This window comes from Actinomycetota bacterium, assembly GCA_030650795.1.
Classification (GTDB): Bacteria; Actinomycetota; Actinomycetes; order S36-B12; family S36-B12; genus UBA11398.
Genome location: JAUSDJ010000017.1, coordinates 23,793 through 42,797, shown reverse-complemented (window position 1 = coordinate 42,797; position 19,005 = coordinate 23,793). Strand labels below are relative to the sequence as shown.

Sequence of the window (19,005 nt, the reverse complement as noted above, 5' to 3'; positions counted from 1 at the left end):
CGTCCCGATAAGTCTGTACACCCATGGGGTAACAGCACGGCTACGACGATTGGATGAGCACGATGTTTCCCAGTTCCATTCCTGCAGCATCTGGTCTCTACGACCCGAAGTTTGAGCATGACGCCTGTGGTGTGGCCTTCGTTGCGACGCTCACTGGCATTCCCTCACACGACATTGTTGCCAAGGCCCTCACTGCGCTCGTGAACCTCGAGCACCGTGGCGCTTCAGGTGCTGAGCCGGACAGCGGCGACGGAGCCGGAATCCTCTTCAGCATTCCCGACGCATTCTTTCGGGCCGTAGTCGATTTCGATCTGCCGCCAGCCGGCTTCTATGCCGTAGGGATGGCCTTTCTCCCCAGCGATCCAACTGAGCTCGCCGAGGTGAAATCAGCCATCAATGCGATCGCGCAGACCGAAGGCCTTCGCGTGATCGGTTGGCGTCTGGTGCCGACAGATCCATCGTTGGTTGGCCACACGGCTCGCAGCGTGATGCCTGCCTTTGAGCAGGTGTTTGTTGCTGCCGATGACGATTCACTCAGTGGCATTGAGCTTGACCGTCAAGCCTTTGCATTGCGTAAGCGCGCCGAGCGCGATGCCACGGTGTACTTCTCATCTCTGTCGGCTCGCACCATCGTGTACAAGGGCATGCTCACTACCGGCCAACTCGAGCCCTTCTATCCAGATCTCTCAGATGAGCGGGTGGCCTCGCCGCTGGCATTGGTGCACTCCCGTTTCTCGACCAACACCTTCCCCTCTTGGCCGCTGGCCCACCCGTACCGCTTCATCTCCCACAACGGTGAGATCAACACCGTTCAGGGCAACCGCAACTGGATGCGCGCTCGTGAGGCAATGCTCAAGAGCGATCTCATCCCCGGCGACCTCACCAGGCTCTTCCCGATCTGCACCAATGGCGGTTCGGACTCAGCTTCCTTCGACGAGGTGCTCGAGCTGATTCACCTCGGTGGCCGATCACTGCCGCACGCCGTGCTAATGATGATTCCGGAAGCTTGGGAAAACCATCCTTCTATCGACCCTGCCCGTCGCGCTTTCTACGCCTTCCACTCCACCTTCATGGAGCCTTGGGACGGGCCAGCAAACGTCTGCTTCACCGACGGCAGCATCATCGGCGCAGTACTTGACCGCAATGGCCTTCGCCCAGGTCGCTACTGGGTCACTGAAGATGGACTCGTTGTACTCGGCTCCGAAGCAGGTGTGCTTGATCTGGATCCAGCCACCATCGTGCGCAAGGGCCGGCTGCAGCCAGGTCTGATGTTCCTAGTCGACACCGTCGCTGGTCGGATCATCGAAGATGATGAGATTAAGGCCGAACTTGCTGCCGCTGAGCCGTACGAGGCCTGGCTCGATGAGGGCATGGTTCACCTCGAGGAGCTTCCTGACCGCGAGCACATCGTGCACACCTCCGGCTCAGTTGCGCGCCGCCAGCAGACCTTCGGCTACACCGAGGAAGACCTGAAGATCCTGCTGGATCCGATGGCACGCACAGGCGCAGAAGCGATCGGCTCCATGGGTACCGACACGCCTATTGCGGTGCTCTCGGCTCGTCCGCGACTGCTCTTCGATTACTTCCATCAGCTCTTTGCGCAGGTCACCAACCCGCCATTGGATGCCATTCGCGAAGAGATCGTCACCTCTTTGCAGGGCACCATCGGCTCTGAGGGCAACCTGTTGGAGGCCTCGCCTGGCCACTGTCATCAGGTGGTGCTGCCGTTCCCAGTGATCGACAACGATGAACTCGCCAAGATCCTGCACATCAACGATGACGGCAACATGCCCGGCTTTGCTGCTGCAGAGATCGAAGGCCTCTACGACGTCGCCGGTGGCGGCGAGGCTCTGCAAAATCGCCTTGCAGAGATCTTCCACGAGGTGGATTCCGTCATCCGCGAAGGCAAGCGATTCATTGTCTTGTCTGACCGCGACAGCGACGCCGATCGTGCGCCCATCCCAACCCTGCTGCTGACTTCGGCAGTGCATCACCATCTCGTTCGCACCAAGGCACGCACAATGGTCACGTTGATCGTTGAGGCCGGTGACGTACGCGAGGTGCACCACGTGGCACTGCTCGTTGGCTACGGAGCTGCAGCAGTAAACCCCTACCTGGCCCTTGAGACCGTCGAGGACATGGTGCGCAGAGGCGTCATTGACGACATTTCTCCAGAGAAGGCAACTCGCAACCTGATCAAGGCACTTGGCAAGGGGATCTTGAAGGTGATGTCGAAGATGGGCGTTTCGACTGTTGCCTCCTACCGGGGCGCGCAGATATTCGAGGCTGTTGGTCTTGGGCCAGAGGTCATCGAGGCCTACTTCACCGGCACGAGTTCAAAGCTCGGCGGCGTCGGCATCGACGTACTCGCACAAGAAGTGGGAGCTCGCCATGACATCGCCTTCCCACCCAGTGGCATCTCACCGGCGCACCGCACGCTGAACGTCGGTGGCGAGTACAAGTGGCGTCGCGAAGGCGAACTGCATCTGTTCAACCCAGAGACGATCTTCCGCCTGCAGCACGCCACCCGCAATAAGCGGTACGACGTCTTCAAGGAGTACACGAGCGAAGTCAATGAGCAGTCCGAACGACTCATGACTCTGCGCGGGCTCTTTGAGTTCCGCGATGGCGTACGCGAACCAATCAATATTGAAGAAGTCGAGCCGATCTCTGAGATCCTCAAGCGCTTCTCCACGGGTGCGATGTCATACGGCTCCATTTCGTCCGAGGCGCATGAGACTCTCGCAATTGCAATGAATCGGATGGGGGCGAAGTCCAACACCGGTGAGGGTGGCGAGGATCCAGAGCGATTCGTGCCACTTCCCAACGGGGATTCAAAGCGTTCCGCGGTGAAGCAGGTGGCTTCGGGTCGGTTCGGCGTGACGAGTGAGTACCTCGTCAACTCAGACGACATCCAGATCAAGATGGCCCAAGGCGCTAAGCCCGGCGAGGGTGGTCAGTTGCCCGGAAACAAGGTCTACCCATGGATAGCCAAGACTCGCTATTCCACTGCTGGCGTTGGTCTCATTTCACCACCACCGCACCACGACATCTACTCCATCGAGGATCTTGCACAATTGATTCACGATTTGAAGAATGCCAATAAGTACGCGCGCGTGCACGTCAAGCTCGTATCTGAAATTGGCGTTGGCACGGTCGCCGCTGGTGTTTCCAAGGCGCACGCCGATGTCGTGCTGATATCCGGTTTCGACGGTGGCACTGGGGCTTCGCCTCTCACCAGCCTCAAGCACGCGGGAACACCGTGGGAGCTCGGCCTCGCCGAGACTCAGCAGACGCTGATGATGAATGGTCTGCGCGATCGTATCGTGGTGCAGACCGACGGTCAGTTGAAGACCGGCCGCGATGTCATGGTCGCTGCGCTGCTTGGCGCAGAGGAGTACGGCTTTGCCACAGCACCGCTGGTGGTCATGGGCTGCGTCATGATGCGAGTCTGCCATCTCGACACTTGCCCAGTCGGCATTGCCACCCAGAACCCCGTGCTGCGTGAGCGCTTCACCGGCAAGCCTGAATTTGTAGAGAACTTCTTTGAGTTCATTGCACTTGAGGTTCGCGAACTGCTCGCTCAACTCGGCTTCCGCACCCTCAATGAGGCCATAGGCCAAGTCGAGATGCTCGATACCAAGAAGGCCGTAACGCATTGGAAAGCAGCGGGGCTGGATCTTTCACCGATCCTTGAAATGCCACGTGTGGCCGAGGACTCACCTCGTTACGCAACCGTCAAGCAAAACCATGGTCTCGATTTCGCTCTCGACAATGAGCTCGTCGAGATCTGCCAGCCAGCAATCAATGACGGCGAGTTGGTTCGCGCCCAACTGACCGTGCGCAACGTCAATCGCACCGTCGGCACGATGCTCGGAGCCGAGGTCACTCGTCATCACGGCGGTGCTGGCCTGCCAGACGGCACGATCGACCTGACCTTCATCGGTTCGGCTGGTCAGTCTTTCGGTGCGTTCCTGCCCAGTGGCATCACTCTTCGCCTGGAAGGCGATGCCAACGACTATGTCGGCAAGGGCTTGTCTGGTGGTCGCATCGTGGTGCGGCCGCATCGGCAAGCGCAGTTTGTTGCCGCCGAGCAGATCATTGCTGGCAACGTCATCGGATACGGCGCTACCCGCGGCGAGATCTTCCTGCGGGGTCGAGCAGGAGAACGCTTCTGTGTTCGCAACTCTGGCGCCATCGCCGTGGTCGAGGGAGTTGGCGACCACGCTTGCGAGTACATGACAGGTGGTCGTGTCGCGATCCTGGGGGCAACCGGACGCAACCTCGGTGCTGGCATGTCTGGGGGGATCGCCTACGTCCTGGACTTGGATCCCGACAAGGTCAACCCAGAGATGATCGATCTGGATCCGTTGACGTCAACGGATGCTGACGAACTGCACGAAATCCTGCAGAAGCACTACGAGGAAACGGAATCGTCGGTTGCGCATCAACTGCTTGAAGACTGGATCACCGCGCTTGGTCGATTCACCAAGGTGATGCCCAAGGACTACAAGCGCGTATTGCAGTTAACGCAACAAGCTGTCGACGAGGGTCTTGATCCGCTCGTCTTTGTGATGGGAGGCGGACGTGGCTGATCCAAGAGGTTTCCTCAGCGTTGGGCGTGAACTGCCGACGCGGAGGCCAGTGGGAATTCGCTTGCAGGACTGGAGCGAGGTGTACGAGGAGTTCGGCACCGATCATGTGCAGAAGCAGGCCAGTCGATGCATGGACTGCGGTATTCCCTTCTGCCATATGGGATGCCCACTGGGCAATCAGATTCCTGAGTGGAATGACCTCGTCTATCGCGATGACTGGGAGTCAGCCATCGAATGGCTGCATGCGACAAACAATTTCCCCGAGTTCACCGGCCGGCTGTGCCCGGCGCCTTGTGAAACCGCGTGCGTGCTGGGCATCAATCAGGATCCGGTGACGATCAAGCAGGTTGAGGTTTCGATCATCGACCGCGCCTGGGATGAAGGCTGGGTTCAACCGCGAGTTCCTGACAAGGTCTCAGGTCTGACGGTTGCTGTCATTGGCTCAGGTCCTGCTGGTCTTGCTGCTGCTCAGCAGTTGGCCCGCGTGGGTCACACCGTGGCGGTCTACGAGCGTGCCGACCGCATCGGCGGTCTGCTGCGCTACGGCATCCCCGAGTTCAAGATGGAGAAGCAGGTCCTAGATCGTCGGCTCGCTCAGATGGAGGCCGAGGGAGTGCGTTTCCGGCCCGGTGTCGACATCGGCATCGATTTCACCGGGCAGGATATTCGCCGTCGCTATGACGCCGTGGTGATTGCCATTGGTGCAACCAAGTGGCGCGATCTGGAAGTTCCCGGCCGTGATTTGCGCGGGGTGTATCAGGCTATGGAGATCCTTCCTCTGGCCAATCGCGTGCAAGAGGGCGACATCGACGAGTCACCACTGGATGTCAAGGGCAAGCACGTGGTCATCATCGGCGGTGGCGACACCGGCGCTGACTGCCTGGGCACCTCACATCGTCAAGGTGCAGCTTCGGTGACTCAACTCGAGATCCTGCCGACTCCGCCGCGGACTCGTCCGGGCGATCAGCCATGGCCGACCTACCCGATGATCTATCGCACCTCCAGTGCGCATGAAGAGGGCGGCGAGCGGATGTTCGCTGTGTCCACCACTCACTTTGTCGATGATGGCACTGGCCAGGTCAAGGGTCTTGCTCTTGTTGACGTGGAGCCATTTGAAGGCGGCTTCCGCCCGGTCGAGGGTTCCGAGCGCGTGATTCCAGCAGACGTCGTGATGCTCGCGATGGGCTTCACCGGCCCCGACGCGCAGACCTTGGTTGAGCAGTTCGACCTCAGCCTGGATGGCCGCGGCAATATCAATCGCGATGCTGACTACGCCACTGAAGTCGACGGAGTCTTCGTTGCTGGTGACGCCGGACGAGGTCAATCACTCATCGTGTGGGCCATTGCCGAAGGCCGCGCTGCTGCTGCTGCTGTTGATTCATATTTGAATGGCTCGACCACCTTGCCATCGCCGATTGCATCGACAGTGCGTCAACTCATGGCCTAGTGGTCACTCTCGCGATGATCTCGCTTACACCGCTTCAGATAAGGTCATGAATATGCGTCGCGCGAAGATCGTTGCCACGATGGGCCCGGCCACCGCCGATATCCAGGCCATTCGTGGACTCGTTGAAGCTGGCATGGACGTCGCGCGACTCAATCTCTCGCACGGCAGTTATGAGCAGCACGAAGAGGTGTATCGCCTTATTCGGCAAGCAGCTGACGAATCCGGGCGCGGTATTGGCATCCTCGCGGACCTTCAGGGGCCGAAGATTCGTCTAGGTCGCTTTGCTGCGGGACCAGTGCTGCTTACTGAGGGCGAAGAATTCGTCGTCACGACAGAAGAAGTGCCAGGCGACAAGTTCATCGTCTCGACGTCATACATGGGTCTGCCGCAGGATGTTCATCCTGGTGACAGTGTGCTGGTCGATGACGGCCGCATTGCGCTCGAGGTCGTTCGCGTCGATGGTCCGCGTGTTGTGACCCGGGTAGTCGAGGGTGGACGCGTCTCAGACCACAAAGGCTTCAATCTGCCAGGAGCTGCAATGAGCGTGCCAGCAATGTCGGCGAAGGATCGCGGGGATCTCCGCTGGGCTCTGCGCATCGGCTGCGACATGATCGCGCTCTCCTTCGTGCGCAGCGCTACCGACATTGAAGATGTCCACGCGATCATGACCGAGGAGGGTGTGCGCGTTCCGGTGCTGGCCAAGGTTGAGAAGCCACAGGCCGTGGCCAATCTGCAGGAGATCATCAATGCCTTCGATGGCGTGATGGTTGCTCGTGGTGATCTCGGTGTTGAACTGCCGCTGGAGCAGGTGCCCCTGGTGCAGAAGCGCGCGATTCACATGTGCCGTGAAGCCGGCAAACCTGTGATCGTGGCAACGCAGATGCTCGACAGCATGATCAGCGCCAAGCGACCAACTCGCGCAGAGGCCAGCGATGTCGCCAATGCCGTGCTGGACGGCGCCGATGCATTGATGCTTTCGGGTGAGACCAGCGTCGGTGCACATCCCACAACTGTTATAGAGACGATGGCCCGCATCATCGTGCACGTTGAGAGTGAGGCGCTGGGTCAGCTTCCTGGCTTGGATGAGCCACACGCAGGTTCCACAAACCGGGCGCTCACACACGCGGCCGTCACGGTTGCTGACGACGTAGATGCCTCGTATCTGATCGCATTCACCGAGACCGGACTTTCAGCCCGACTCATCGCCCGCTGGCGAAGTGCCACGAAGTTGCTGGCGTTTACACCGAACCCGCGCGTGCGCAGCCAGCTGGCGTTGACGTGGGGAGTGGAGACCTTCTTGGTCTCGCAGGTTGAGCACACCGATGACATGGTCGTGCAGGTGGACAAGGCATTGCTTGATATCGCCCGAGTGACGCCCGGAGAGCGAGTGGTGATCGTTGCCGGTGTGCCACCGGGTGTTCCTGGCACGACAAACGGCATGCGCGTGCACCGCATCGGCGGTTCGGGCATTGGCTCCGGCGTTTAGTTCAATAAAAGCTCACACGAAAATCTTGTACTGCTGCAGCCCCAGCCCGTATGGTCCACGGTATGACATACGGTGGAGTCGACGGGGCCGAGGGAGTTGTTGCGTCGGCCGCTGACCGCGGAGTTCTGGATCAACTATCGATCGTGGAAGCCGCCATTGAGGTGCTGGAAGAACAAGGCGTTGCGAAATTCACGGTGGCCGCCGTTGCAAGGCTGCTCGCGGCACCAGTCACGAGTGTCCATTGGCACTTCCGGACGAAAGCCGACTTGCTCAATGCCGTTGCAGAACAGGTCACTCTTGACTTCTACAACGCGCTGCCCCCTGTGGCATTGGAACGGGCTTGGGACGTAGAACTCCAGACCTATTTCAAAGCGATGCGTCAGCAACTCTTGAAGAATCGATCGTTCATCGATCTCTCGCTGGACCGAGGTGGCTACTTGCTGAGCCGTCCGCGAGTCAGACAGACAATCAACGTGCGTCTTGAAGCCGAGTTGGCGGCTTTGGTGCGAGTAGGAGTGAGTCCCGATGATGCCTATCGGCTCTACAACACCGGCTCGAACTACGTGCGTGGCTTTGTCGTGCTTGAGCTTGCTCATGTGGGGCAGATCCACGAGGCCGAAGATATTGAAACGCAGTTGCTTGATCCGCAGAAGTTTCCATTGATGTCGCAGATTCCTGATCTTGGGGCCTTGTCATGGCGAGATGCCGATCATCAATTCGATCTTGGCCTGAAGTTGCTGCTTATCGGGATGCGGGAGCAGATACAGACCGAAGTGTGAGTTCAGCGGTTGATTGCCGTGTACGTCGTCGATGTAACAGCGATTGGAGTCGTAGATGTCCGCAAAGCCAGCAGGTCAGCCGATCAAGATCGGTCTCTTGAATGACTACCAGCCAACGGGCAAGGAACCAAACCCCCGATGGGGGCGGCCGATGGACTTGGTTTTCCAGGAAGGCTTGCGCACAGGCATGATCGATCGACCAGTCGAATTGATATACCGAGGCGTTGAAGGTCTGCCGCGCGGAAGTGTGAAGGCAGTGATCGATGCCTATGGCGAACTGGTTGACGAAGGCTGTCTTGCAATCCTGGGTCCTAATATCAGCGATAACGCGGTGGCGCTGCGCGAGCACATCGAGAAGCGCTTCATGGTGCCCTCGATCAGTGTCTGCGGCTCCGAGCACTGGCTTGGTGAATGGACTTTTCTATTGAACAACGGCTCCATGACGGATGAACCCATTTTGTGGGCTGATCTCATGAAGCGCGCTGGTCAACAGACCGCTGGCGTTCTTGTGGAACGCGCGTACATTGGCGAGGAATACCTCAGAAATTTCAGACGAGCTGCGCAATTCGAAGGCATCCAGATCGTTGCGGAGGAACGCATCGCCCAAACGGGCCAAGACATTACCGGCGCAGTTGCTGCGCTGCATCAGGCCGGCGCAAGCGCGATTGTGCATTGCGGTTTCGGTCTTGGGATTGCCGAGATCAATGCAGCGTTGAAGGAGCTCGACTGGGATCCACCACGCTATATGGGTACGGCATTTGAGACGGGGATGGTGCCTGAACTTTGGGATGCCTTTCAAGGCTGGATCGGACTGGAGCAATATGACGAGAAGAACCTTGTCGGGCAAGATTTTCTTGATCAATACGAGGCCGCCTACGGCGAGCGTCCGGAATATTTCTCTCCGCTGTTGTGGCGCGACGCGGCTATGTCATTTCTTTATGCACTCGCCGATGCACAGCCCTTATCTCCACGCGGAGTCAGGGATGCATTAGAGCGAGTGAAGATGCTGCCTGCAGCATGCGGATCACCGGGTATGCGCATTTCATTTGGACCCTGGCTGCATAAGGGTTGGGTTGGCGCGGGATATATGGTTGCCCGGAAGCTAGATCCAGATGGCAAGGAACTCGGCAAGCTTTGGAAGTCGACGCTCGTTGGTAGATACGGTCAGGACTGAGCGCTCACGTGCGACCGAAGGCTCGGTCAGTGCTCATCGCATCGGCGGTGGGCCCGGCGCGAAACGGAGGAGCACCGCATCTGTGGTGCATTGGAACCGATAAGCCGCACCACCAGGAACCATGACGCCATCATTGGGCTTGAGTTCAGCGAGCAGGACCGAGTCCGCTGCCTAGAAGGTGGCTGCACCTTCGATAAGAAACCAGATCGAATCTCCCGGGTGCGAGTGCAGCCCGTTCTCCCCACCATCGGCACGGTAACGGCTGACTGAAAGTCCAAGCTCCTGGCTCCGCGCGAGCGCAGCAGCCTTCCCGGTGAGGTCGCTTGTCGTGAAGGTCTGGAATCCGCCAGGAGCTTCAGTGGTCGCTTCCGACAAGGGCAGATCCCAGGCCACACGGTCGGGAAAGTGGCCGTAGAACTTCTCTGTCACGTCGTGATCCTTTCACAAAGGCCGCGTCGGCATTCAGAGTTGGACTCGGTCAAAGTGATACCATAAGTGGTAGCATGCGGGCATGGCCATGACCCTTCGCCTCAGTGAACAGGACGCCCTCGCCCTGGCCGAGCAGTCGGCGGTCGAGCATCGATCTCAGCAGGAGATCGTCACTACGGCAGTTCGCGAGTACATCGAACGCACCAGTCGTCGCTCATTGTTGGAACAGGTGTTGAGCGAACAGTTGCCGAGATATGCAGAGGCTCTGGAGCGGCTGGGTCAGTGATCTACCTGACCCTTGACGAGCTCCTCGTAGTCGCTGAGCGGGCAATTGGGCAGCAGGTATTGATACGCGACGCAGGGCTGTTGGAGTCCGCGTTGGCACGACCTCAAACCGTGCTTTTTGGCGATGATGCGTATCCCGACATTCATACGAAAGCCGCGGCGCTCCTTCACTCGATCTGCGCCAATCACGCCTTGGTCGATGGAAACAAGCGACTGGCATTGGCCGGCACGATTGCCTTTCTTGGCCTCAACGGCTGGCAGTTGACTTGGACAAACGATGAGGCCTACGACGTCGTGATTGCGGTGGCCTCAGGTGAACTTGACGACCTTGCCCAACTGGCTGAACGAATACGAGCCGGTTCTGAAATGCGATAGGCAAGCAACTAGACAGTGACAGTTATGAAATCACCAGTCCAGGACAACTCGCTCGTGCGAGCGGGCTTTGTGAAATCGGTGCGTGCCAAGTCGACGACGTAGACCGTTGGATCGCTAACAGTCCGAAAGGCGAATCTGCCCGCGGTGAGGTTCACGATCGTGTCCCATACGGTCACTTCGTCAGTCAGCACGCCGCCAGCGCCCTCTTCTTGAATCAAGCCTGGGGGGATGTCGAAGGAATTGAGAATGTGCAATGCCAACTGCTCGGTCTCGCGGCTGTCCTTTGCCTGTTCTGCCAGCTCCACCATCGCGAGTGCTCGGACGAATCTTGCTGGTGGCGTGTAGTCACCGGGCAGCCCCTTTAGGCCTTGACCTTGTCCGATCGCTGCGAATGATTGGCCGTCAAGCTTGATGCCAGTCGGATTCTGGTTCGACAGGCCGACGTAGTTCTGCACGTTAGTCAGGTGCCAGTCCAGGTAAGGGGAGTTGGTTGCAACTCCCATCGGGTTGTCGAGAATGCGCATGCCATCGGAGTGGAACTCAATCGCGATGGATGCCGTCGCGTCGTGGACCAGGCAGTGAATGGGCGGAACGAAACCCATCCCCGGATCAACGCCGACCACATTGACGCTGAGCATTGCCTGCTTGGCCTCAGCCACCGATGAGCAGGTGCCCAGGAGTAGGGCGATCAGATCAACCTCTGAGACATCTGAACCGTCGCCTTTGGGCAATTGGTAGGTGCAGTAGCCACCCGGCATGTAGAGCAGGTGAGCTGAGAGGCCCTCAGTGTTCAGGCCATCCAAGAGCCAGGCGGGGTTGCCGAAGCCGCACATGCCGACCACGCCGAACTTGGCTTTCCAGCTTTTGCCGGCAACCGCACCCGGAACCGCGAGGCTGCTTCCCTGGAAATCGCTCGGCAGTACAGCGAGGGCTGTCGGCATGGCCGTGGGAAATTCCAGGCTCCGCCCCACGACGACAGATCCGTCCTTGGCAGGTTTGGTCTTGAAATTCGTGCACATGTGGGTCCTCTCCGCGGTTGCCTCAGACGCTTCGAGGGCGCCTTGAGGCTAACTGATCCTGGTGTCGGCTGCCGGGATCGAGGCATTAGAGTGTGACCTGCTCGAACATCCTTTAAGCCCGTCCTGTGAGGCGGGGAAGGGGGTCCGAATGGACTCTGCACGTGCGCACGATCTACGGACCGTGCTTTCCGGCGATGACATTGCCCGCGCTAGCCGTCGCATTGCCCACGAGATCGTTGAAAAGGCCAAGGGCGCATCCGATCTCGTCATCCTTGGAATCCCAACTCGTGGCGTCTATCTCGCACAGCGGATTGCAGGCGTGATCTCTGAGATCGAAGGCATCCAAGTTCCCGTCGGATCCCTCGATATCACTTTGTATCGCGATGACCTTCGGCTCCAACCGCCGCGTGCTCTGGAACCCACGTCAATCCCCTCCGGAGGGATCGACAACAAGACGGTGGTGCTCGTCGACGATGTTCTCTACTCCGGACGCACCATTCGCGCCGCGCTGGATGCCTTGAACGATGTGGGGCGCCCCGCAGCAGTACGTCTTGCGGTGTTGGTCGATCGTGGACATCGCGAACTCCCGATCAGACCTGACTACGTCGGCAAGAACATTCCCACGTCTTCCACTGAACAAGTCTTTGTTCGGCTTGCTGAGCTCGACGGCACCGACTCCGTTGAAATCGCAGACGGCGGGGGTGTGTGATGCGGCATCTTCTGTCTGCAGGCGAACTTGATCGCGATGCCGCATTGCGCATTCTTGATACTGCCGCTGAGATGTCGGCGCTCTCAGGTCGGTCAGTCAAGAAGCTGCCGACCCTGAGGGGTCGCACAGTCGTCAACCTCTTCTTTGAGGATTCGACCCGCACCCGCATCTCATTCGAGCTCGCAGCCAAGCGACTTTCGGCCGATGTCATCAACTTCGCGGCCAAGGGCTCATCGGTGTCCAAAGGGGAGAGCTTGAAGGACACCGCTTTGACCCTCGAGGCGATGGGTGCTGATGCTGTGGTGATCCGACATTGGGATTCAGGAGCGCCCTATCGACTCGCTCACGCGAAATGGATCGGTGGTTCGGTCATCAACGCGGGCGATGGCACCCATGAGCATCCAACTCAGGCGCTGCTTGACGCATACACAATGCGCAAGCATCTGCGCAATGGCACGGGCGCTCTCGAAGGTGTACGGGTTGGCATCGTTGGCGACGTCTTGCATAGCCGAGTTGCGCGATCCAATGTGCTGCTCCTGCAGACCCTTGGCGCCGAAGTGACACTCGTAGCACCGCCGACCCTGCTGCCAATCGGCATTGAAGAGTGGCCATGTGAGGTGAGTTATCACATTGATGAAGTGCTGCCGAAGGTTGACGCCATCATGATGCTGCGCGTGCAAGCAGAGCGGATGAAGGATGCCTACTTCCCAACAGCTCGCGAATACAGCCGCCTGTATGGGCTCGGTGGCGAAAGGATGCGACTGCTCCCTGAGCACGCGATCGTGATGCACCCCGGTCCGATGAATCGCGGAATGGAAATCTCTGCTGAAGTCGCCGACAGCGCAAAGGCAGTGATGGTCGAACAGGTCGCCAATGGCGTGAGCGTGCGCATGGCAGTGCTGTATTTGTTGCTCGGTGGGGCGAAGGAGTTGAGCCAATGACCGCGATCGTCATTCGGGGGGTGCGTCCCTACGGGGAGCATGCCGTCGATCTCGTCATCAACGATGGAGTGATCACTGAGATCCTCGATGCCGGCACTGGTGTCGGAACCATTGTTGAGGCCGATGGCCTCGTGGCCCTGCCTGGCTTCGTCGATCTGCACACGCACTTGCGCGAGCCAGGACGCGAAGATGCCGAGACTATTGAAACTGGCTCTCAAGCCGCTGCCCTAGGCGGCTTCACCTGCGTTCACGCAATGGCCAACACTGATCCGGTTGCCGACACCGCCGGAGTCGTTGAGCAGGTCTGGCGCATTGGTCGCGAGATCGGACTCGTGGATGTGCGACCAGTCGGAGCGGTGACCGTCGGCCTCGAAGGCACGCAGTTGTCTGAAATCGGCGCCATGGCGAATTCAGCGGCCGGCGTCACGGTCTTCAGCGACGATGGCAAGTGCGTGCACGATGCACTACTGATGCGCCGAGCACTCGAATACGTAAAGGCTTTCGGGGGAGTCGTCGCGCAACATGCGCAGGAGCCGCGGCTTACCGAGAATGCGCAGATGAACGAGGGCGAGCTCTCAGGTCGGCTTGGCATGGTCGGTTGGCCAGCTGTTGCTGAAGAGGCGATCATCGCTCGCGACGTCCTGCTCGCGGAGCATGTCAGTTCTCGCTTGCACGCCTGCCACGTATCAACTGCCGGTTCAGTTGAGGTGATCCGCTGGGCCAAGAGTCGCGGAGTCAATGTCACTGCTGAAGTCACGCCACATCACCTGCTGCTCACTGAGGATCTCGTTGCAACGTACGACCCGATATACAAAGTCAATCCGCCCTTGCGCAGCGCCGCTGATGTCTTTGCTCTGCGCGCAGCGCTGGCCGACGGAACCATCGATGCGGTGGCAACTGATCATGCGCCGCATCCTCATGAGCACAAGGATTGCGAATGGGGATCAGCAGCGATGGGCATGCTCGGCTTGCAGACTGCATTCAGCGTCGTCATGGAGACCATGATCGAACCTGGGCTGCTTGATTGGCGCGGGGTTGCTGACCGAATGTCAGTTCGGCCTGCCCGCATCGGCGGCATCGCCACTCAAGGCCATGCGCTCGAGGTCGGGGCCTTGGCCAACATCGTGGTGATTGATCCGAGTGCCCGCTGGATTGTGGTGCCGCAGGAGCTGGCTTCTAAGAGTTCGAACACTCCCTATGCAGGGCGTGAGTTTCCTGGAGTCATTGTTCATACCTTCTTCGAAGGTCGACCAACAGTGTTAGGTGGCACACTCGCATGAGCCAGCAGGAACCGGCGCTTCACGAACAAGCAGTACTCGTACTCGAAGATGGTCGAGTCATGCATGGCGAGCGTTACGGCGCTTCGGGAGTCACCTTTGGCGAGGCCGTGTTCTCAACTGGAATGTCGGGCTACCAAGAGACTCTGACTGATCCTTCCTACCACCGGCAGGTCGTCATCATGACTGCGCCGCATATTGGTAACACAGGCGTGAATAGGGAGGATGCTGAATCGAAGCAGATCTGGGTTGCCGGCTATGTCGTGCGCGATCCTTCGCGGGTCTCCTCGAACTGGCGTTCCACTGGCGATCTCGCTGATGCCCTTGCTGCGCAAGGCATTGTCGGCATCAGCGGTATCGATACCCGAGCACTCACGCGTCACTTGCGCGAGCGCGGGGCCATGCGCGTGGGCATCTTCACGGGGGAATTCGCGAACAAACCGACTGATGCCTTGATTGCCGAGGTGCTCGCCAGCCCCGGCATGGCGGGCGCGAGCCTTACCGATGAGGTCAGTACAAGTACGGCCTATGTCGTGCCAGCCATCGGCGAGCACTTGTTCACTGTCGCTGCCATCGATCTGGGCATCAAGACGATGACCCCTCATCGACTCGCCGAACGTGGAGTTGAAGTGCACGTGCTGCCCGCTTCGGCCTCGATCGATGAGATCTATGCGATCAAGCCCGATGGGGTCTTCTTCTCCAACGGCCCGGGCGATCCCGCCACTGCTGATGACGCAGTTGCAACCATGGAAGCCGTGCTCGCCAAGCGCACGCCGATCTTTGGCATCTGCTTCGGCAATCAGGTCCTTGGTCGCGCGCTGGGCCTTGGTACCTACAAGCTTCGCTACGGCCATCGTGGCATCAACCAGCCGGTGCAGGATCTGCGTACCGGGAAGGTTGCCGTCACTGCGCACAACCACGGCTTCGCAGTGGATGCCCCGCGCACTGGCGAGTTCGACACCCCTTTTGGCAAGGCCATCGTGAGTCACGTCTGCCTGAATGACGATGTGGTAGAGGGCTTGCGCTGCCTGGAAACCCCAGCCTTCAGCGTGCAGTACCACCCGGAAGCCGCGGCAGGTCCGCATGATTCTGCGTACCTGTTCGACGAGTTCATCGAATTAATGCAAAGCAATCGAAAGGTGAGTGCCTGATGCCACTTCGCAGTGACATCAAATCCGTCATGGTCATTGGGTCAGGCCCAATCGTGATTGGGCAGGCTTGCGAGTTCGACTACTCGGGAACACAGGCCTGCCGGGTACTGCGTGAAGAAGGCATCCGCGTGGTGCTCGTGAACTCCAACCCAGCAACGATCATGACCGATCCCGAATTCTCCGACGCGACCTACATCGAGCCGATTACTCCTGAGTTCGTCGAGCGCATCATCGCCAAGGAGCGCCCTGATGCGCTGCTGCCGACCCTTGGTGGACAGACAGCGTTGAACACGGCAATTGCCTTGCACAAGAACGGAGTACTGGCCAAGTACGGAGTTGAACTCATCGGCGCCGATGTTGACGCGATCGAGCGCGGCGAGAACCGCGAACTCTTCAAGAAGATCGTTGCCGAGATTGGCGCTGAAAGCGCACAATCGGTCATCTGTCACACACTCGACGAATGTCTGGCTGCCGTTGACGAGCTCGGCTATCCGATGGTGGTGCGCCCTTCCTTCACCATGGGTGGCGCCGGTTCGGGCATGGCATATGACGAGACCGATCTTCGGCGCATCGCTGGTGCCGGTTTGCAGGCCAGTCCCACCACCGAGATTCTGCTTGAAGAGTCGATTTTGGGCTGGAAGGAATATGAACTGGAACTCATGCGCGACAACAAGGACAACGTTGTCGTGGTTTGCTCGATCGAGAACCTCGATCCGATGGGCGTCCACACTGGCGACTCCATCACGGTCGCGCCAGCACTGACCTTGACCGACCGCGAGTACCAGCACATGCGCGACGTCGGCATCCAGATCATCCGCGCGGTAGGCGTCGACACTGGCGGTTGCAACATTCAGTTCGCGGTGAATCCAGAAGATGGCCGGCTCATCGTCATTGAGATGAATCCGCGCGTTTCACGCTCTTCTGCGCTTGCGTCGAAGGCCACGGGCTTTCCGATAGCAAAGATCGCGGCCCGGCTTGCAGTGGGATACACACTCGACGAGATTCCCAATGACATCACCAAGGAGACCCCGGCCTCCTTCGAGCCGAGCCTGGACTATGTCGTCGTGAAGATTCCGCGCTTCGCATTTGAGAAGTTCCCGATGGCCGACAGCACCTTGACCACGACGATGAAGAGCGTCGGCGAGGCAATGTCAATCGGCCGCAATTTCACCGAAGCGCTCCAGAAGGCCTTGCGCTCATTGGAGAAAGTCGAGGCGATCTTCAGCTGGCCAGCCACGCGTGAAGATGTCGATGTTCCGGTTCTTGTGTCAACCATGGGCCGACCCCATGACGGCCGGCTCTCGCTTGTGCAGCAGGCCTTATGGGCAGGCGTGTCGCCCGCGCAGGTCTTTGACATCACCAAGATCGATCCGTGGTTCCTTGATCAGATCTCGCTGATCAACGAGATCGCTGACGAGGTGCGAGCCGCGGCCGAATTGGATCTCGCGACTCTGCGCAGAGCCAAGCGTCACGGTTTCTCTGATCGGCAACTCGCGCAGTTGCGCGGCCTCAGCGAGACAGATGTCCGCCATCTGCGGCACAGTTACGGGCTGCGTCCGGTCTACAAGACAGTTGACACTTGCGCTGCCGAATTCGCGGCCAAGACTCCGTACCACTACTCGGCCTATGACGAAGAAACAGAAGCGATTCCAAGCGATCGTGAGAAGGTCATCATTCTGGGCTCGGGTCCCAACCGCATCGGGCAGGGCATTGAGTTCGACTACTCCTGCGTCCACGCAGCGTTGACTCTGCGCGAGGCGGGCTACGAGACCATCATGGTGAACTGCAATCCCGAGACCGTTTCGACCGACTATGACACTTCAGATCGGCTCTACTTCGAGCCGCTCACCTTGGAGGATGTTCTCGAGATCGTCCACGCGGAGCAGCAGGCCGGCACTCTTGCGGGAGTGATTGTTCAACTCGGCGGTCAAACGCCACTGGGACTTGCTCAAGCTTTGAAGGATGAGGGAGTGCCGATCGTGGGCACTTCACCCGAGTCGATTCACCTCGCCGAGGATCGTGGGGCCTTCGGGGAGGTCCTGGCGAAAGCGGGTCTACCCGCGCCCAAGCACGGCATCGCCTCCTCCTACCCGCAGGCAAAGGCGATTGCTGATGAGGTGGGATACCCGGTGCTCGTTCGTCCAAGTTACGTGCTTGGCGGACGTGGCATGGAGATCGTCTACGACGACTCAATGCTCGCTGACTATCTCGAGCGTTCAACCGAAATCAATGCCGAGCATCCGGTGCTCGTTGATCGCTTCCTTGACGATGCAATCGAAATTGATGTTGATGCCTTGTACGACGGCACTGAGCTCTTCCTGGCTGGCGTCATGGAACACATCGAAGAGGCAGGCATTCACTCTGGTGACTCGGCGTGCGCGTTGCCGCCCATCACTCTTGGGTCAGGTGACATCGCACGGATTCGCGCATCAACCGAAGCGATTGCCAAGGGTGTGGGCGTGCGCGGGCTGCTGAATGTGCAGTACGCGCTGGTTGCCGACATCCTCTACGTGCTCGAAGCCAACCCTCGTGCATCGCGCACAGTTCCCTTTGTTTCCAAGGCAACTGCGGTGCAGGTGGCCAAGGCGGCAGCGCGCGTGATGATGGGGCAGAGCATTGCGTCCCTGCGCGAGATCGGCATCCTGCCGATCGATGGCGATGGCGGCACCCTGCCCTCAGGCTGCGCTGTGTCGGTCAAGGAAGCCGTGCTGCCCTTTGGCCGCTTCCATGGAGTCGACACCATTCTTGGTCCAGAGATGCGGTCCACTGGCGAGGTCATGGGCATCGATGACACCTTTGGCATTGCGTTCGCAAAATCTCAGGACGCTGCATCCGGTGGCCTGCCGACCTCGGGCACAGCGTTCGTCTCATTGGCCAATCGCGATAAGCGGGCTTCGATCTTCCCGCTGAAGCGATTGAGCGATCTGGGCTTCACCATTCTGGCAACAGCAGGTACCGCCGATGTGCTGCGTCGCAACGGCGTGCCCTGCGAAGTGATTCGCAAGCAGCATGAGGGTCGGGGGCCAAACGGCGAGCCGACCACTGTCGACGCGATCATGAACGGCGACATTCAGCTGATCATCAATACGCCATACGGAGTCGGGCCTCGACTTGATGGCTACGAGATCCGCACGGCTGCCGTGATCAAGGGGGTCCCTTCAATCACCACCGTGCAGGGCTTGGGCGCTGTGGTGCAGGGTATTGACTCCCTACAGCATGAGGTGCCGAGCGTTCGCTCGCTCCAGGAGCATGGAGCCGATCTGAATCGCCTTCGCCAGCGTGATCGCGATAGCCTCGCCGCCTCAAGTAAGGATGCGTAGCCGTGCCCCCATTGCAGA

General features: G+C 59.2%; 14 protein-coding genes. 12 read left to right on the top strand and 2 right to left on the bottom strand.

The features are described from left to right. Positions 1–53 precede the first annotated feature (53 nt). The 5 genes from gltB to Q7L55_03975 all read left to right on the top strand — a co-directional run bounded on the left by gltB (position 54) and on the right by Q7L55_03975 (position 9,481). On the top strand, positions 54–4,595 hold the full coding sequence (gene gltB / locus Q7L55_03995) for a glutamate synthase large subunit (protein ID MDO8731720.1): 4,542 nt from the start codon (positions 54–56) through the stop codon (positions 4,593–4,595). Then, entirely contained in the window at positions 4,588–6,042 is a 1,455-nt protein-coding gene (locus tag Q7L55_03990; protein ID MDO8731719.1) for a glutamate synthase subunit beta, read from the top strand. Before gltB ends, Q7L55_03990 begins: the two co-directional genes overlap by 8 nt. A 52-nt stretch (positions 6,043–6,094) precedes the next feature. Further along, positions 6,095–7,528: a pyruvate kinase gene (pyk, locus tag Q7L55_03985; protein ID MDO8731718.1), complete on the top strand. Its 1,434-nt coding sequence runs from the start codon at positions 6,095–6,097 to the stop codon at positions 7,526–7,528. A gap of 62 nt (positions 7,529–7,590) precedes the next feature. Further along, entirely contained in the window at positions 7,591–8,307 is a 717-nt protein-coding gene (locus Q7L55_03980) for a TetR/AcrR family transcriptional regulator C-terminal domain-containing protein (GenBank protein MDO8731717.1), read from the top strand. Positions 8,308–8,362: 55 nt separating this feature from the next. Beyond that, positions 8,363–9,481 carry an ABC transporter substrate-binding protein gene (locus tag Q7L55_03975; protein ID MDO8731716.1) on the top strand — a complete coding sequence of 373 codons (1,119 nt, stop codon included), beginning with the start codon at positions 8,363–8,365 and terminating at the stop codon, positions 9,479–9,481. 171 nt (positions 9,482–9,652) lie between these two features. On the opposite strand, the gene Q7L55_03970 is transcribed toward Q7L55_03975, so the two are convergent. After that, a complete protein-coding gene (locus Q7L55_03970; protein MDO8731715.1) occupies positions 9,653–9,910 on the bottom strand; it encodes a hypothetical protein in 258 nt (85 codons plus the stop codon). A gap of 88 nt (positions 9,911–9,998) precedes the next feature. Here Q7L55_03970 and Q7L55_03965 point away from each other — a divergent pair, with 88 nt between their 5' ends. Continuing rightward, positions 9,999–10,196 (top strand): hypothetical protein, encoded by a 198-nt coding sequence (locus Q7L55_03965; protein MDO8731714.1) that lies wholly within the window; start codon positions 9,999–10,001, stop codon positions 10,194–10,196. Then, complete coding sequence (locus tag Q7L55_03960) at positions 10,193–10,570, top strand: type II toxin-antitoxin system death-on-curing family toxin (protein MDO8731713.1); 378 nt, start codon at positions 10,193–10,195, stop codon at positions 10,568–10,570. The genes Q7L55_03965 and Q7L55_03960 overlap by 4 nt, the downstream gene beginning before the upstream one ends. Positions 10,571–10,578: 8 nt before the next feature. Here the strand turns inward: Q7L55_03960 and Q7L55_03955 are convergent, their stop codons facing one another. Beyond that, positions 10,579–11,589 carry a linear amide C-N hydrolase gene (locus Q7L55_03955; protein MDO8731712.1) on the bottom strand — a complete coding sequence of 337 codons (1,011 nt, stop codon included), beginning with the start codon at positions 11,587–11,589 and terminating at the stop codon, positions 10,579–10,581. Between the two features lie 148 nt (positions 11,590–11,737). Between Q7L55_03955 and pyrR the strand changes: the two genes are divergently transcribed. The 5 genes from pyrR to carB are packed head-to-tail and all read left to right on the top strand — an operon-like array spanning position 11,738 to position 18,987. Continuing rightward, entirely contained in the window at positions 11,738–12,298 is a 561-nt protein-coding gene (pyrR, locus tag Q7L55_03950) for a bifunctional pyr operon transcriptional regulator/uracil phosphoribosyltransferase PyrR (GenBank protein MDO8731711.1), read from the top strand. After that, positions 12,295–13,239 carry an aspartate carbamoyltransferase catalytic subunit gene (locus Q7L55_03945; GenBank protein ID MDO8731710.1) on the top strand — a complete coding sequence of 315 codons (945 nt, stop codon included), beginning with the start codon at positions 12,295–12,297 and terminating at the stop codon, positions 13,237–13,239. The genes pyrR and Q7L55_03945 overlap by 4 nt, the downstream gene beginning before the upstream one ends. Further along, positions 13,236–14,519, top strand: coding sequence for a dihydroorotase (locus tag Q7L55_03940; GenBank protein MDO8731709.1), 1,284 nt, complete (start codon positions 13,236–13,238; stop codon positions 14,517–14,519). Before Q7L55_03945 ends, Q7L55_03940 begins: the two co-directional genes overlap by 4 nt. After that, positions 14,516–15,667 (top strand): glutamine-hydrolyzing carbamoyl-phosphate synthase small subunit, encoded by a 1,152-nt coding sequence (carA, locus tag Q7L55_03935; protein ID MDO8731708.1) that lies wholly within the window; start codon positions 14,516–14,518, stop codon positions 15,665–15,667. The genes Q7L55_03940 and carA overlap by 4 nt, the downstream gene beginning before the upstream one ends. Beyond that, complete coding sequence (gene carB, locus Q7L55_03930) at positions 15,667–18,987, top strand: carbamoyl-phosphate synthase large subunit (GenBank protein ID MDO8731707.1); 3,321 nt, start codon at positions 15,667–15,669, stop codon at positions 18,985–18,987. The genes carA and carB overlap by 1 nt, the downstream gene beginning before the upstream one ends. Positions 18,988–19,005: the final 18 nt, after the last annotated feature.